Origin of the sequence: Variovorax sp. Root434, assembly GCF_001426595.1 — a bacterium.
In the GTDB taxonomy this organism is placed as follows: Bacteria; Pseudomonadota; Gammaproteobacteria; order Burkholderiales; family Burkholderiaceae_C; genus Variovorax.
Window position 1 is genome coordinate 1 of the sequence record NZ_LMEK01000008.1, and the last position, 15,180, is coordinate 15,180.

Below are 15,180 nucleotides of genomic sequence, written 5' to 3' on the forward strand. Positions count from 1 at the left end.
CAGCTACGACACCGCGGGCCGCCTGACCGCCACCGAGTTCAGCAGCTACGTCTACGACGCAGCCGGGCGCATCACGAGCCTGACGCAGAACCTCTGGCAGCCCGGCGACGCCGATCCGACCCACAGCACCCTCGCCAATGCCGACGTGACCTGGAGCGTGGGCTACAACGCCGTGGGGCGCCTCACCGGCTTCAACGCCACGGGCAACACGGCAGGNGACCCACAGCACCCTCGCCAATGCCGACGTGACCTGGAGCGTGGGCTACAACGCCGTGGGGCGCCTCACCGGCTTCAACGCCACGGGCAACACGGCAGGAGATACAACAAGTCTTGGCTACGACGCCAACGGCAACAGGGCCAACAGCACGCGACTGCTGAACGGGCAGACCACCAGCCGCACCTACACGGTGGGCTCGACCAGCAACCAGCTCACGGGCTTCAGCCAGACCCTCAACGGTGCGAGCAGCACGAGCGTGGCTTACGGCTACAACGCCAACGGCGACATGCTCACCGATGGGCTGCGCAGCTACGCCTACGACGCCGAGGGGCGGCTGGCGGCGGCGACGACAGGCGCCACCGACACGAGCCCGACCACGCGCTACGCGCACAACGCGCTGGGGCAGCGGGTGTTCAAGACCGAGCCGCTGTATCCGCCTAGCCAGGGGGACGAGGCCGATCCCACCTTCATGCAGAGCTTGATTGCGTTCTTCTCGAAGCTGTGGAATCCGAGCACCTTACGGCTACAACGCCAACGGCGACATGCTCACCGATGGGCTGCGCAGCTACGCCTACGACGCCGAGGGGCGGCTGGCGGCGGCGACGACAGGCGCCACCGACACGAGCCCGACCACGCGCTACGCGCACAACGCGCTGGGGCAGCGGGTGTTCAAGACGGAGCCGCTGTATCCGCCTAGCCAGGGGGACGAGGCCGATCCCACCTTCATGCAGAGCTTGATTGCGTTCTTCTCGAAGCTGTGGAATCCGAGCACCACGCAGGCCGAGCAGCTCGGTTATGCCTATACCTACGATGAGCAGGGCAGCTTGATCGCGGAGGTGGGCAGCGGGGGNGAAGCTGTGGAATCCGAGCACCACGCAGGCCGAGCAGCTCGGTTATGCCTATACCTACGATGAGCAGGGCAGCTTGATCGCGGAGGTGGGCAGCGGGGGCACGAACAGTGCGGGGCAGGCCAGCTACATCTACCTGCCGACGGCCAATGGGCCGATGCCGATTGCGGCAGTGATCAATGGCGCCATCTACGCGGTGCACAGCGATCACCTGAACACGCCACGCCGGCTCACCAACGCGGATGGACAGGCGGTCTGGCAGTGGACCTACAGCGCGTTCGGGGAAGACAAGCCCACCACGGCCGGGAACCGCTTCGCCAACAAGGAGACAACACCCAACCCGGGCACGACCGGCACCGCCGAAGTGAAGTTCAACCTGCGGTATCCGGGGCAGTATGCGGATGAGGAGTCGGGACTGTTCTACAACTACTTCCGCAGCTATGACCCAAAGACAGGGAGATATCCACAGTCTGATCCGATAGGGTTGCTCGGAGGCGGAAACCGCTATCTCTATGCCAACGGCAGTTCGTTGATATACACGGACCCGTACGGGTTGTGGCCTACCTTAGACGACATTGGGTTCTTGACACCTAAGAAAGCTGCAAGTGCGGCTGATTATTGGGCTGGTAAACAGAACGAAACGGGCAACTGGGGATATGCCATTCCTGGTATGGCAGCGGCCCTGGTGGCCGACTACTACGACACCGCTATGATGGCCATGTGCTCTGTGCGTGGCGTGGGTGCCGCGAAGGGCGGCCTTGCCGAGGCACGTTCTGCGCGTGACGCTCTAGCCGCCGAGTTGGCGCCGCTGGGGTCCAAAGCACCAGCGACGGTGACGGGCGGGTACAACGTCAAAACCGGCGATGTTGCCGCGCGTGCGTGTAGCGGTGGAAAGTGCGCGGAGGACCACGTTGTCGACGCGTTGGGTGGTGCGAAAGGTGACGTGCGATTCAGCGAGGCAATTCGTCCTAGAACGGGGAGAGAGGTGCCTGTATGTCCCCGCTGCGAAGCAAATTTCGGGCGTTCGCCGTTTCCTCGGAACACTCGCTTCAAATCTGACGAATAAGGGGAAAGAATGATCGTGCGACCTTACCCGGAAGGGATCGACTGCGTGTGGCTGGCCTCTGATAAAGACGGTCATTTAGGGGCGTTTATTACTGCCGGCGTTGGGCCGATCCCGGCACCAATGCTCGATCCCCTCTGCATGCTCGTCGAAGAAATCGAAGGTGAACTTCATAAGCTACCTACGATTTCACAGGCTAGGCTCTTGTTGGCGGTCCCGCGTCCGGATAGCTACATAGAGTTGGCTGAGCGTGGAATGTTCGTGTACGACTGGAATGATGTACACCGGACCGTTCGAGAATCACTGCACGTCTATGAACCCGTGGCTGTTCCTACCAAGCCGGCGACTATCGGCTCGCTCCCCTCTGATTTGATGGCCTTGGTCAAGATGCTGAATCTCCCGGGTGTGGCTTTTTCAGCGGAAAAGGAAGTAGACGTTCACAAGCATTTCAAGTGCGTCGAAGTAGGGTCGTCTGGCTCATCTTGATTCTTAGGGTCACTTGGGTCGAGTCGCGCGGGATGTCTGGTCTTCGAAAGAGAGCGGCGAACTGCTGCTGAAAAGGATCGAAGCCTTGATATGGGGTCTTTGGAGCGAGCCTCACGAGTAGAATCTGCCGTCGCTACATGCCTGAGTTGGTAGCGAATGGCTGGCAGGGTTTCTATGTCATTGATTCATATGGGGATTCTGATCCCTTACAAGGCGTAGGTCGGGGGTTCGAGCCCCTCAGCACCCACCACCCACCCGATGCAAAGGCGAACCGCAAGTTCGCCTTTTTTATTGCCGTCCGACAGCCGTCGAAAAAGAGTGTTCAAGCATGTTTGATACCTTCCGCAAGTACAACAAGGTCGTCATGATTTTCTTGTTCTTGCTGATCATTCCCTCGTTCGTGTTCTTCGGCGTCGAGCGCTATCAGGGATTCGGCCGCGATGAGAAGGTCGCCCGCATCGAAGGGCACGACATCACGAAGCCCGAATGGGATCAGCAGCACCGCGTCGAGACGGACCGCATTCGCCAGCAGTCGCCCAACGTCGACCCGACCTTGCTCGAGTCGGATGCATTGCGCTACGCCACGCTGGAGCGCATGGTGCGCGACCGCGTGCTGGCCGCCGCGGCGGCCAAGGTCAACATGACGGTATCCGAAGAGCGCCTGTCGCGCATCTTCGCGCAGGACCCGGGCCTGGCCGCATTCCGCACACCCGACGGCAAGTTCGATCGCGAGGCCTTCCAGCGCGTGACCGGCCGTACGCCGGAGCAGTACGAAGCTTCGGTGCGCTCCGACATGGCAACGCAGCAGGTGCTGCTGGGCGTCTCCGGCACTGCCTTCACACCGCCTGCATTGGCCGCCACGACCATCAATGCCTTCTACGACAGCCGCGAAATCCAGGTGGCGCGCTTCGGCCCCGACAGCTTCGCTTCGAAGGTGACGGTGAGCGATGCCGACATCGAGGCCTACTACAAGGGCCACACGGCGCAGTTCCAGGCGCCCGAGCAGGCCAGCATCGAATACCTCGTGCTCGACCTCGACGCGGCCAAGAAGAACGTCGTCGTGAACGAGGCCGACCTCAAGACCTACTACGAACAGAATGCCTCGCGCTTCGGCACCAAGGAAGAGCGCCGTGCAAGCCACATCCTGATCACCGCGCCGTCCGGCATGCCCGCGGCGGATCGCGAAAAGGCCAAGGCCAAGGCCGAGCAGTTGCTGGCCGAAGTGAAGAAGTCGCCTGCCAGCTTCGCCGACGTTGCACGCAAGAATTCGCAGGACCCGGGTTCGGCGGAGAAGGGCGGCGACCTCGACTTCGTGACGAAGGGCGCCATGGTCAAGCCTTTCGAAGACGCGATGTTCGCGCTCAAGAAGGGCGAGACCAGCGGCGTCGTCGAAACCGAATTCGGCTATCACATCATTCGCCTGACCGACATCAAGCCGGCCGTGGTGCCGCCTTTCGAGCAGGTGCGCGCGACCATCGAGAACGACATGCGCTCGCAGCAGGCCACGCAGGAGTTCGCGAAGGCTGCCGAAGCATTCACCGACGCCGTCTACCAGTCGCCCGACAGCCTCAAGCCCGCTGCCGAGAAGCTGAAGCTCACGATCCAGACGGCCAACAACGTTGCGCGCGTGCCCGCACCGGGCAGTACCGGCCCGCTGGCCAGCCGCAATTTCCTGAGCGCGCTTTTCGCAACCGATTCGCTCGAACGCAAGCAGAACACCGAGGCGATCGAAGTCGGCCCGAGCCAACTCGCATCAGGCCGCGTGACGAAGTACACGCCTGCACATCCGGTGCCGCTGGCCGACGTCAAGGACAAGATCCGTGCGCAACTCATTGCCGAGCGCGCCTCGGTGCTGGCCAAGACCGAAGGCGAAGCCAAGCTCGCCGCGTGGACTGCCAAGGCGGATGGTGCGACCTTCGGCGCGCCCCTGACCGTGTCGCGCCGCGAAGCTCAATCGCAGCCACTGCCGGTCATCGATGCTGCGCTGCGTGCTGACCCTGCCAAGCTGCCCGCACTCGTGGGCGTGGACCTCGGCGCGCAAGGCTATGCCGTGGTCCGCGTCACCAAGGTCGTTCCGCGCACGCCGCCTGCGCCCGAACTCGCGAAGCAGGAACAGGCACAGGTCGGCCAGTCCGTGGCTGCCGCAGAAGACGCTGCCTACTACAACCTGCTGAAGGACCGTTTCAAGGCCGAGATCCTGGTGCCGAAGCCGACGGAGACGCTGCCGCCCGCCGCCGGCCGCTGACGTACACAGCGCTGCCAGACAGCCCGAGCCGACCGCTCGGGCTTTTTTTTGGGCCCCATGAGCCGGTCGCCCGAGGGACAAGCTGCGCTTCGGCTTCTTGCCAGAATCCTGTGCATGGGAACCCTCTATCTCGTGCGCCACGGACAGGCCAGTTTTGGCGCTGCCGACTATGACAACCTGAGCGAACTCGGACACCGGCAGTCCGTTCGCCTCGGCGAGTACTGGCGTGAGCGCGGCATGAAGTTCGATGCCGTCATCACCGGCACGTTGAAGCGCCATCGCCAGACTTGGGAGGGCATCGCCAAGGGCCTCGGCCTGGAGCGCGACGACGTGCTGCCGTGGCCCGGCCTCAACGAATACGACAGCGAGGCGGTCATCGCCACCATCCACGAAGGCAAGCTGGAGAAGCCCGATTCGCCGGAGATGTACCGCCATCACTTTCGCCTGCTGCGCGAGGGGCTGGGCGCGTGGATGCAGGGCAGGACGACGCCGGCCGGAATGCCGAGCTATGTCGACTTCATGGCGGGCGTGACGACGGCGCTCGATCATGTGCGCGGCAAGCACCATGGCGCAAAGGTGCTGGTGGTGTCGAGCGGGGGGCCGATCAGCACTGCGGTGGGCCATGTGCTGGGGACGAGCGCGGAGACGACGATCGAACTCAACCTGCGTATTCGCAACACCTCGGTGACGGAGTTCGCCTTCACACCCAAGCGGCACATGCTCGTGACCTACAACACGCTGCCGCATCTGGACGGCCCCGCCTACGAAAGTTGGGTCACCTACTCCTGAAGTCCTTGCCGTCGCGTCAGGCCTGCCACACGCCGTAGCCGGCCTTGCGCAGTGCGATGCCGAGATCGACCTCCATCAGGCGCGCGTCCTCGTAGGTCATGGGGTTGTAGCGTTCGTAAAGCGCCGGCAGCAGGTGCAGGCCGAACTCCTGAACGAAGCTGTTGGCCTGGATGCCGGCCTTGTGCTTGTCGAAGCGGATGTCGGGGTCCAGGCCGGTCATGCCGACGTAGACGAAGGGCTTGCCGAGTTGGTAGTCGGGGTTGGCCCGCCTGAAGCGGCGGTTGTTCCATACGCGGTCATCGAGCTCGACCACGTAGACATGATGCTTGGCGCGCGCTTTGCGGGGCATCATGATGGCCGTGCGCGTGAAGCGGCACGGCCCATTCTTCGCATCAGCTCTTGCGCTTGATCAGGCCGTAGATGATGAGCAGCACGATCGCGCCCAGCACCGATGCGATGAAACCCGCGCCCTGGCCGGCGGTGTACCAGCCCAGCGATTGGCCGACGTAGGTGACGATCAGCGAACCGGCAACGCCGATGATGGTCGTGACGATGAAGCCGGCGGAGTCATCGCCTGGCTTGACGGCCCGCGCCACAAGACCCACGACGAACCCGATCAGGATGGTCCAGACGATGCTCATGAAGAAATTCCTTTGAGATGTGGTGAAGTGGAGATGGCCAGAAGCCATGCCCGTCGGCGCGGGTCGCATTCATGATAGCGGAGCAATATGCCTGTCGGCGCCGGCGATGAAGATCGGACAGGGGGGCGAGAATTTTTGCCGATCACTGCGATCGCGAGAGGCATCGAAGCGCCAGCGCCGATCCCGGCGGGGAGGCAAAATGTAGCTTTCGAGCCTCGCCATTGATTGCCGTCGTCAAAACAGCGATTTTTAACGCTACAATCGTAGGCTCTACGGTGGCTGTAGCTCAGCTGGTAGAGTCCCAGATTGTGATTCTGGTCGTCGTGGGTTCGAGTCCCATCAGCCACCCCAAAATATCTCCTTTGTGCTATTGCGCAATAGCGCTCAAAAGGACAGCAACGCCGGGTTTTCCCGGCGTTGTCATTTCCGGCCGCCGCATCTTCTTCTGCCTGCGCGCCGCTCTCCTCTCTCTTTTTTCTCGTCTTGCTCGTATATAAAGCGCCCGTGGCGGCTGGCTTTATGTTGCGAGTTGTTGCAATAACGCAATGTGCCGCCGTTTTTTTCGCCCGGCAGGACGCTTGTGGCAAATGTAAACTGAATTAAAATCCACCCGTTTTCAATTTTCAGGAGTCCAACAATGGCTTCGACCCTCGCCGATATCAATTCCCAGATCAAGAAGCATGACGAGCAGATTGCGCAATTGCGCAAGCAGGCCGAAGACCTGCGCAACCAGGAACGCGCGGGCGTGGTCGAAGAGTTGCGCAAGAAGATCGCCGAATACGGTTTGACGGCCTCCGATCTGAAACTCACCGGCCGTGCGGGCGCCATGAAGCGCAGTGCAGGCGTCGCACCCACCAAGGCTGCCGCCAAATACCGCGGCCCGACGGGCGAAACCTGGTCGGGTGGCCGTGGCCGCAAGCCGCGCTGGGTGACCGAGGCATTGGCTGCGGGCAAGTCGCTTTCCGAGTACGAGATCAAGTAAGCGCCCCTGGCTTCCCCGGGCTGTGGCCCAATAAAAAAGCCCGCATGCGCGGGCTTTTTTATTGGGTGTTCGCGGGTGGGGCGCTCAGTTCACCATCACCAGTTTTCCTTTGACGCCGCGCGAGCCCATGTGCGCGTATGCAGCCTTCAATTCCGCCATGGGCATCGTACTGTCGATCACCGGCTTGATCTTTCCTTGGCCGTACCACTGTGCCAATTCGGCCATCATCTGTGCATTGGCCTTGGGCTCGCGCCTGGCGAAATCGCCCCAGAACACGCCGACCAGCGAAGCGCCTTTCAGCAGTGTCAGGTTCAATGGCAGTGATGGAATCGGGCCGGACGCAAAACCGACGACCAAATAACGGCCGCGCCACCCAATGGAGCGAAAGGCAGGCTCTGCAAAATCGCCGCCTACCGGGTCGTAAATGACATCCGGTCCTTTGCCGTCGGTGGCGGCCTTGACGGCATCGCGAAAACCGTTGGGCAGTGCATGCGTCGTGTAGTTGATCGTCGCGTCGGCGCCGATGGAACGGCAAAGCTCGCATTTTTCGTCGGTGGAGGCTGCTGCAATCACTCTGGCCCCGGCAGCCTTTGCGATCTGGATGGCTGCCGTGCCCACGCCGCCTGCCGCGCCGAGCACCAGCACGGTTTCGCCGGCCTTGAGTTGCGCTCTGTCCATCAGTGCGTGCCACGAGGTGGCGTAGATCATGATGAAAGCCGCGGCATCGACGTGGCCGAAACCTTCGGGCAACGGCATGCACAAGGCCGCGGGTGCCAGTGTGTGGGTGCCGAAGCCGCCGGTGCCCGACAGGCAGGCCACGTTCTGCCCGACCTTGAGGTGCGTGACGCCGTCGCCGACCGCCTGGACCACGCCCGCGTATTCGGAGCCCGGCACGAAGGGCAGGGGTGGCTTCATCTGGTATTTGTTCTGCACGATCAGCAGATCGGGGAAATTCAGGCTCGCAGCCTTGATTTCGATCAGCACCTGGCCCGGGCCCGGGGTCGGGGTCGGCAGTTCCTTCCAGGTCAGCGCGTCGACGCCGGTGGGGTTTTCGCAAAGCCATGCGTGCATGCTCGAGTCTCCTTCGTGTGAGTCGGATGGGGCCAAAGAATGCGGGCGATGATAGGCGGCGCGGCAGGGTGGGCTTGTCCCTGCTGCGACGCACCCGGCGCCTACAATCCCGGGCATCCAGGACACCATGAAGATACTAATTTCCAACGACGATGGCTTTCAGGCGCCGGGCATCGTCGCACTGCACGACGCGCTCAGGGACATCGCCGATGTCGAGGTGGTCGCGCCCGAGCACAACAACAGCGCCAAATCGAACGCGCTGACCCTGGCGGCACCGCTCTATGTGCGCGAGGCGCACAACGGCTTTCGCTACGTGACGGGCACGCCGGCCGACTGCGTGCACATCGCGCTCAAGGGCCTGCTCGACTACCGGCCCGACCTGGTGGTCTCCGGCATCAACAACGGCGCCAACATGGGCGACGACACCATCTATTCGGGCACGGTCGGCGCGGCGATGGAGGCCTATCTGTTCGGCATTCCGGCCATCGCGTTCTCGCAGATCGAAAAGGGCTGGGCGCATGTGGATGCGGCCGCCCAGGTGGCGCGGCGGCTGGTGCAGCAGATCGAGCGCGAGCGCATGCTGGGGGGCGCCGCCTTCCTGCTCAACGTGAACGTGCCGAACCTGCCTTTCGACGAGCTGAAGCCCGTCAAGGTCTGCAGGCTCGGCCGCCGCCATGCGGCGGAGAAGGTAATCACCCAGGACAGCCCGCGAGGCGAAACCATGTACTGGATCGCCGGCGCAGGCGGCGCCAAGGACAGCGGCGAAGGCACCGACTTCCATGCCGCTGCAGCCGGCCACGTCGCGCTGACACCGTTGCAGGTCGATCTGACCGACCACGCCAACCTTGGCCAATGGCGCGAGACGGTGGCCCGTCTCGGCAATTGACATGGCCACGCAGCGGCCGAGTTTCCCAGTTCGCCTGACACCCACCGCTTCGGCCGCCACGCGAGGGCGCATGCCCGCCGTGCCGGCCAAGCCCATGGTGCCGTCCACGCCTTCGATGGCTTCCGATGCCGTGCGCGCGCGCATGGTGCAGAGGCTCGCGGCGCAGGGCATCTCCGATCCGCGGGTGCTGCGCGCAATGGGCGCCGTGGAGCGGCATCGTTTTGTCGACAGTGCGCTGGTCAACCAGGCCTACGAAGACACGAGCCTGCCGATCGGGTTGGGACAGACCATCTCGAAGCCCAACGTGGTGGCCCGCATGATCGAGCTGCTGATGGGCGCACCCGCGCTGGCTGGAAAGCCGCAGGACAAGCTCGGCCGCGTGCTCGAGATCGGCACCGGTTGCGGCTATCAGGCTGCGGTGTTGAATCATGTGGCCACCGAGGTCTACAGCATCGAGCGCCTGCGCGGCCTGCACGAGCGCGCGCGCGCCAATCTGCGGCACTTCCGCCTGGCCACGGTTCATCTGATGCTGGGCGACGGGATGATCGGCTATGCCAAGGGCGCGCCCTACGCCGGAATCATTGCCGCGGCTGGCGGCGAAGCCGTGCCCGAGGCCTGGATTGCGCAGCTCGCGGTGGGTGGCCGCATCGTGGCACCGACCCATTCCGCAAGTGGTGGCCAGGCCCTTGTCGTCATCGACAAGACCCCACGGGGACTGGAGCGCCTCATTCTTGAGGCGGTTCACTTTGTCCCCCTAAAATCAGGCATCGCTTGAAGGAATAACAAATGCAGGGTTTTGGCAATCGGAGTTGGTTCGCTGGCGTCACGTTGGCCTTTGTGCTCGTGATCGCGGGCTGTTCCACACCGCGCGGGCCGGCGCCGGTCGAAGACCGCGGCACCATGTCGCGCGCGCCTGGCGCAGCAGTGCCCGGCGGCCCGCCCATCACCACCGACGCCAACGGCAAGCCGCTCGCCGGCATCGAAAATTATGGCAAGCCCGGCTACTACGCCGTGCGTCCCGGAGACACCATTCGCCGCATCGGTGCCGACACCGGCCAGCGCTGGCAGGACATCGTTCGCTGGAACAACATCGAGAACCCCGACCTGATCGAAGTCGGCCAGGTGCTGCGCGTGATTCCGCCGGCAGGTTCGGGAACGGTCGTCGCGGCCGCGCCTGCAACGCCGCCCGCTGCTTCGCCCGAAGGTGTGGTCACGAAGCCCGTGACGCCGCAGCCTGCGGTGGTGCCCTCGGCGCCCGCCAGCAGCGCGACGACCAAGCCGCCGGTCACGGCTTCGCCGGCCGGTCCCGGCAGCGGAAATGTGGGTGATGAAGACATCGGCTGGATCTGGCCTGCGAGCGGTTCGCTGATCGCGGGCTTCGATGAGGCCAAGAACAAGGGCTACGACATCAGCGGCAAGGCGGGCGACCCCGTGCTGGCCGCCGCCGACGGTCGCGTGGTCTATGCGGGCGCAGGCCTGCGTGGCTACGGCAACCTGATCATCCTGAAGCACAACAACACCTACCTCACGGCGTATGCCCACAACCAGACGCTGCTCGTGAAGGAAGACCAGTCGGTTCAGAAGGGCCAGAAAATCGCCGAAATGGGCAACAGCGACGCCGATCGCGTGAAGCTGCATTTCGAGATTCGCCGCCAGGGCAAGCCCGTCGATCCTTCGCGCTACCTCCCCGGCCGGTGATGCCATGGCTGCCTCCCGCCCCCGCCGCACGCTGTTGCCCGTGCGCGGGTTGGCGGGCAGGGGCAGCCCTTCTCCCGACAACGGTCGGCATGAGTTCAACGGTGAGAGCGTTCACCCGGCACCGGAAGAGGGCTTAGAACCACCAACGGCAGACAGCGTGCTGCCTGCAGGCACTGCGAGCGAACAAATCGGCGGCGAGGGCGCGGATGCATTGACCATCTACCTGCGCCAGGTCCGTCGCACCGAACTCTTCACGCCTGCGCAGGAGTATCAGACCGCATGCGCCGCGCGAGCCGGCGACTTCGCGGCGCGGCAATCGATGATCGAGCACAACCTGCGGCTCGTGGTCAATATCGCCAAGAGCTACCTGGGCCGTGGCGTGCCGCTGTCGGACCTCATCGAGGAAGGCAATCTCGGACTGATGCACGCCATCACCAAGTTCGAGCCCGAACGCGGTTTTCGCTTTTCCACTTACGCGACCTGGTGGATCCGGCAATCCGTCGAGCGCGCGGTCATGACGCAGGCGCGCGCGATCCGGTTGCCGGTGCATGTGGTGCGTGAGCTGCAGCAGGTGCTGCGGGCCCGTCGCACACTCGAAGGCGATGCCGAATTCCTCGCGCACCGGCCCGATGGCGTGCGTGTGGAAGACATCGCTGCGCTGCTCGGCCGCGAGGTGCAGGCGGTGGCCGACCTGCTGGCCCTGTCCGAAGCCCCGCGTTCGCTGGACGCGGGTGACGCGCGCGGGGACGAAGGCTTCACGCTGGCCGACACCGTGGCTTCCGAGGACGGGCAGGGCAGCCCGACTGACGTGACGCACATGCACGAGGTGGAGCGCCTGCTCGACCAGTGGGTGCTCGCCCTTGATGCACGCGAACGCGAGGTGCTGGAGGGGCGTTACGGCCTGCACGACCGCGAGCCCGAAACGCTGGAGGTGCTGAGCGTGCGCCTCGGCCTCACGCGTGAGCGCGTCAGGCAGATCCAGAACGAGGCGCTGGCCAAGATGCGTCGCCAACTGGCCCGCTCCGGCGTGGGGCGCGACGCGCTGTTCTAGCTGCCTCGGCCACGCTGAGACAATGGGGGGATGACGGAATCCATCGAAGAAAACAAAGCCCCCGCGAAAGTCCCCACGAATCCTGGTGAAGAGTGGCTGCAGGTCGAGTCTCTCGACCTCGACGCGCAGGGCGTATCGCACAAGGCCGACGGCATGGTCGTGTTCATCGAAGGCGCACTGCCTTTCGAGGAAGTGCAGTTCAATGTCCATCGCCGCAAGAACAACTGGGAGCAGGGCACGGTCACGGCCATCCGCCACGAATCGTCGCAGCGCGTGCGTCCGGGCTGCCCCCATTTCGGCCTGCACACGGGCGCCTGCGGCGGCTGCAAGATGCAGCACCTGGATGCAGCCGCCCAGGTGGCCGTGAAGCAGCGCGCACTGGAAGACAACCTTTGGCACCTCGGCAAGGTCAAGCCCGAGAACCTGCTGCGGCCGCTCGAAGGGCCGACCTGGCACTACCGCTACCGCGCGCGCCTCTCGGTGCGCCACGTGGTCAAGAAGGGCACGGTGCTGATCGGTTTCCACGAGCGCAAGAGCCGCTACCTGGCCGACATGCAGGTGTGCCCCGTGCTGCCGAAGCAGGTCAGCGAGATGCTGATGCCGCTGCGCGCGCTCATCGGTTCGATGGATGCGCGCGAAACCTGCCCGCAGATCGAACTGGCCTGCGGCGACGCCCCCGACTCAACGCGGCTCGGCACCATCGCGCTGGTGCTGCGGCATCTTGAACCGCTCTCGCGCGCGGACATTGATAGGCTGAAGGCCTTCGCCGAGAAGAACGAGGGCGTTCAATGGTGGCTGCAGGCCAAGGGGCCGGACACCGTGAAGCTGCTGGAAGAGGGCGGCACGCCGCTGGCATACCGGCTGCCCGAGTTCGACGTCACGATGCCGTTCAAGCCCACTGACTTCACGCAGGTCAATCCGCACATCAACCGGGCGCTGGTGGGCAAGGCACTGCGTTTGCTCGACATGCAGCCCGACGAGCGCGTGATCGACTGGTTCTGCGGTCTTGGCAACTTCACCTTGCCGCTGGCGAGCCGGGCCCGCGAGGTGCTGGGCATCGAGGGCAGCGACACGCTGGTGGCACGCGCAACCGACAACTTCAACAGGAATCAGCCTGCGACGTCGGCCCGGCGGGCACTGTCGCCCGCCGCTTTCGTGGCGCGCAACTTGTTCGACATGACGCCGGCAATGCTCGTGGCCGACGGCAGTGCCGACAAGTGGCTGGTCGATCCGCCGCGCGAAGGCGCCTTCGCGCTGGCCAAGGCCATGGCCGACCTTCATCAGCAGCCCGAACTACGGACCGATGGCTGGACACCGCCGAAGCGCATCGTGTACGTGAGCTGCAATCCGTCGACGCTTGCGCGCGATGCCGGCTTGCTGGTGCACCAGGCGGGCTACCGCTGCACCTTCGCGGGGGTGGTCAACATGTTCCCGCACACCGCGCACGTCGAGTCGATTGCAGTCTTCGAGCTGGAATGAAAAAAGGGCCCTTCCGGGCCCTTTTTCTTGCTGCGCGTTATTCGCTCAGTCGCGTTCGCCGCCGAAGATGCCCAGCAGTGCCAGCAGGCTCTGGAACACGTTGAACAGGTCGAGGTACAGCGCGAGCGTGGCGCTGATGTAGTTGGTTTCGCCACCGTCCATGATCTGCTTCAGGTCATAGAGCATGTAGGCCGAGAAGATGCCGATGGCGGCCACCGAGATGACCAGCATGCCCGTGGTCGAACCGACGAACACGTTGATGATGGCGCCGAACATCAGCACCAGCGCGCCGACGAACAGGAACTTGCCCATGCCCGACAGGTCGCGCTTGATGACCGTGGCCAGCGAGGCCATCACGAGGAACACGCCAGCGGTGCCGCCAAAGGCCGTCATGACGAGTTCGGAGCCGTTCTTGAAGCCCAGCACCATCGCGATCAGGCGCGACAGCATCAGGCCCATGAAGAAGGTGAAGCCCAGCAGCACGGGCACGCCGGCGGCGGAGTTCTTGGTCTTTTCGATGGCGAACATGAAGCCGAACGCGCCGCCGAGGAAAACCATGAGGCCCAGCCCGCCCGTGAGCGAGCGGGTGATGCCGGTGCTGACGCCGATCCATGCGCCCAGCACGGTGGGCAGCATGCTCAGCGCGAGCAGCCAGTAGGTGTTGCGCAGCACGCGCTGGCGTTCAGCCTGCGCCAACGGCTGGCCATAGCCAGCGGAAGTGTCTAGGGTGGTAACGCGGTCGTTCATGGCCGGAGCTCCTGTGGTTGCTGCAGTGACGCAGTTTGGGCGCATTCTAGGGGGCTGCAAGAGGGGGAGTCGAAAAGACCGTATGCGGGGTGTTCCCAAGCCCCGAAGACACCCCTGGCGGCAGGGCCGTTATGCTGTCGGGTTTTCACGAAACCAGAGCCCATCATGAAGACCAAGTCATTCCTCGAACTTGCCGACGTCAAGGCCGTGGCCGCAGCGGCCGAAGCCGAGGCCCTCAAGAACAACTGGGCGGTGACCATCGCCATCTCCGACGACGCGGGCAACCTGCTCTGGCTGCAGCGGCTGGATGGTGCTGCGGCATTGTCTTCGCACATTGCGCCTGCCAAGGCCCACACGGCAGCCATGGGCCGGCGCGAAAGCAAGGTCTATGAAGACATCATCAACGGCGGCCGCACGGCGTTCCTGACGGCGCCTGAAGTGCAGGGCCTGCTCGAAGGCGGCGTGCCGATCGTCAAGGACGGCCACGTGATCGGCGCCGTCGGCGTGAGCGGCGTGAAGTCGAACGAAGACGCGCAGATCGCCAAGGCAGGCATCGCCGCCCTCGGCCTCTGAGTTTTTCTTCCGCACCAAGCAAAACGCCGACTTCGAGGTCGGCGTTTTCTTTTTGGTGCTTCAGCGTGAAAAAAAGCTTGGCTAGTCGGCGAACCGTTGGCTAGCAAAAAACGACCCTTCGGAGATGAATCTCCTCGAGTCGCCCCACGATGAAACTTGCGCGAAGGGCGGACTGGACGACCTACTTGGTCAGGATCAGCTTGCCGAGTTTGGTGGCCTGAAGCCGGTAGAGGGAGCCGTTGTGCATGATGCTCACGGTCTTGCTTCCCTTCAGAAGCTCGGTGCTCTCGAGCATTGGCGCCGGACGCATTGCCTGGATGGACGCATGGCCGCCACCCGACTGGTCGAGCGAAGGATGGTTCAGGACAGAAAAGGCATTCGGTGTGGCTGGCATCTGGATTTCC

The 15,180-nt window shown here is 63.9% G+C and carries 16 protein-coding genes and 1 tRNA gene; 12 read left to right on the plus strand and 5 right to left on the minus strand.

Going from position 1 to position 15,180, the window contains the following annotated elements; translation table 11 throughout:
- The first annotated feature begins 1,222 nt into the window (after window positions 1-1,222).
- From ASD05_RS30910 to ASD05_RS09060, 4 genes are all read left to right on the plus strand, one after another.
- Window positions 1,223-2,131, plus strand: coding sequence for an RHS repeat domain-containing protein (locus ASD05_RS30910; protein ID WP_268810530.1), 909 nt, complete (start codon window positions 1,223-1,225; stop codon window positions 2,129-2,131).
- A gap of 9 nt (window positions 2,132-2,140) precedes the next feature.
- Window positions 2,141-2,614 (plus strand): hypothetical protein, encoded by a 474-nt coding sequence (locus tag ASD05_RS30045; protein ID WP_157610053.1) that lies wholly within the window; start codon window positions 2,141-2,143, stop codon window positions 2,612-2,614.
- Between the two features lie 328 nt (window positions 2,615-2,942).
- Window positions 2,943-4,859: a SurA N-terminal domain-containing protein gene (locus ASD05_RS09055; RefSeq protein WP_056590687.1), complete on the plus strand. Its 1,917-nt coding sequence runs from the start codon at window positions 2,943-2,945 to the stop codon at window positions 4,857-4,859.
- Window positions 4,860-4,973: 114 nt separating this feature from the next.
- Window positions 4,974-5,648, plus strand: a complete 675-nt coding sequence (locus tag ASD05_RS09060) for a histidine phosphatase family protein (RefSeq protein ID WP_007830713.1) — start codon at window positions 4,974-4,976, stop codon at window positions 5,646-5,648.
- A 16-nt stretch (window positions 5,649-5,664) separates the two neighbouring features.
- On the opposite strand, the gene ASD05_RS09065 is transcribed toward ASD05_RS09060, so the two are convergent.
- Together ASD05_RS09065 and ASD05_RS09070 are read right to left on the minus strand one after the other, a co-directional pair.
- A complete protein-coding gene (locus tag ASD05_RS09065) occupies window positions 5,665-6,000 on the minus strand; it encodes a hypothetical protein (protein WP_007830714.1) in 336 nt (111 codons plus the stop codon).
- 40 nt (window positions 6,001-6,040) lie between these two features.
- Entirely contained in the window at window positions 6,041-6,289 is a 249-nt protein-coding gene (locus ASD05_RS09070; protein ID WP_007830716.1) for a GlsB/YeaQ/YmgE family stress response membrane protein, read from the minus strand.
- 275 nt (window positions 6,290-6,564) lie between these two features.
- Between ASD05_RS09070 and ASD05_RS09075 the strand changes: the two genes are divergently transcribed.
- Window positions 6,565-6,640 (plus strand) — tRNA-His (locus ASD05_RS09075).
- Window positions 6,641-6,926: 286 nt separating this feature from the next.
- Entirely contained in the window at window positions 6,927-7,271 is a 345-nt protein-coding gene (locus ASD05_RS09080) for an H-NS family nucleoid-associated regulatory protein (RefSeq protein WP_056590690.1), read from the plus strand.
- A gap of 84 nt (window positions 7,272-7,355) precedes the next feature.
- Here ASD05_RS09080 and ASD05_RS09085 read toward each other — a convergent pair whose 3' ends face one another.
- The gene (locus tag ASD05_RS09085; RefSeq protein WP_007830720.1) at window positions 7,356-8,342 is read right to left on the minus strand and encodes an NADPH:quinone oxidoreductase family protein; all 987 of its coding nucleotides are present in this window, start codon (window positions 8,340-8,342) and stop codon (window positions 7,356-7,358) included.
- 127 nt (window positions 8,343-8,469) lie between these two features.
- On the opposite strand from ASD05_RS09085, the gene surE reads away from it, so the two are divergent.
- From surE to rlmD, 5 genes are read left to right on the plus strand one after another with little or no spacing between them, the layout of a single operon-like run.
- Window positions 8,470-9,228 (plus strand): 5'/3'-nucleotidase SurE, encoded by a 759-nt coding sequence (surE, locus tag ASD05_RS09090; protein ID WP_056590693.1) that lies wholly within the window; start codon window positions 8,470-8,472, stop codon window positions 9,226-9,228.
- Window position 9,229: 1 nt separating this feature from the next.
- A complete protein-coding gene (locus ASD05_RS09095) occupies window positions 9,230-10,003 on the plus strand; it encodes a protein-L-isoaspartate(D-aspartate) O-methyltransferase (RefSeq protein ID WP_056520707.1) in 774 nt (257 codons plus the stop codon).
- Window positions 10,004-10,014: 11 nt separating this feature from the next.
- Entirely contained in the window at window positions 10,015-10,926 is a 912-nt protein-coding gene (locus ASD05_RS09100; RefSeq protein WP_056590696.1) for a peptidoglycan DD-metalloendopeptidase family protein, read from the plus strand.
- A gap of 4 nt (window positions 10,927-10,930) precedes the next feature.
- Window positions 10,931-11,977 (plus strand): sigma-70 family RNA polymerase sigma factor, encoded by a 1,047-nt coding sequence (locus tag ASD05_RS09105; RefSeq protein WP_056590699.1) that lies wholly within the window; start codon window positions 10,931-10,933, stop codon window positions 11,975-11,977.
- 30 nt (window positions 11,978-12,007) lie between these two features.
- Window positions 12,008-13,456, plus strand: coding sequence for a 23S rRNA (uracil(1939)-C(5))-methyltransferase RlmD (gene rlmD / locus ASD05_RS09110; protein WP_056590702.1), 1,449 nt, complete (start codon window positions 12,008-12,010; stop codon window positions 13,454-13,456).
- Window positions 13,457-13,501: 45 nt separating this feature from the next.
- On the opposite strand, the gene ASD05_RS09115 is transcribed toward rlmD, so the two are convergent.
- Complete coding sequence (locus tag ASD05_RS09115) at window positions 13,502-14,203, minus strand: Bax inhibitor-1/YccA family protein (protein WP_056590706.1); 702 nt, start codon at window positions 14,201-14,203, stop codon at window positions 13,502-13,504.
- A 165-nt stretch (window positions 14,204-14,368) separates the two neighbouring features.
- On the opposite strand from ASD05_RS09115, the gene ASD05_RS09120 reads away from it, so the two are divergent.
- The gene (locus tag ASD05_RS09120) at window positions 14,369-14,776 is read left to right on the plus strand and encodes a GlcG/HbpS family heme-binding protein (protein WP_007830736.1); all 408 of its coding nucleotides are present in this window, start codon (window positions 14,369-14,371) and stop codon (window positions 14,774-14,776) included.
- A gap of 181 nt (window positions 14,777-14,957) precedes the next feature.
- Here ASD05_RS09120 and hemP read toward each other — a convergent pair whose 3' ends face one another.
- Window positions 14,958-15,170 (minus strand): hemin uptake protein HemP, encoded by a 213-nt coding sequence (gene hemP, locus ASD05_RS09125; RefSeq protein ID WP_056590709.1) that lies wholly within the window; start codon window positions 15,168-15,170, stop codon window positions 14,958-14,960.
- Window positions 15,171-15,180: the final 10 nt, after the last annotated feature.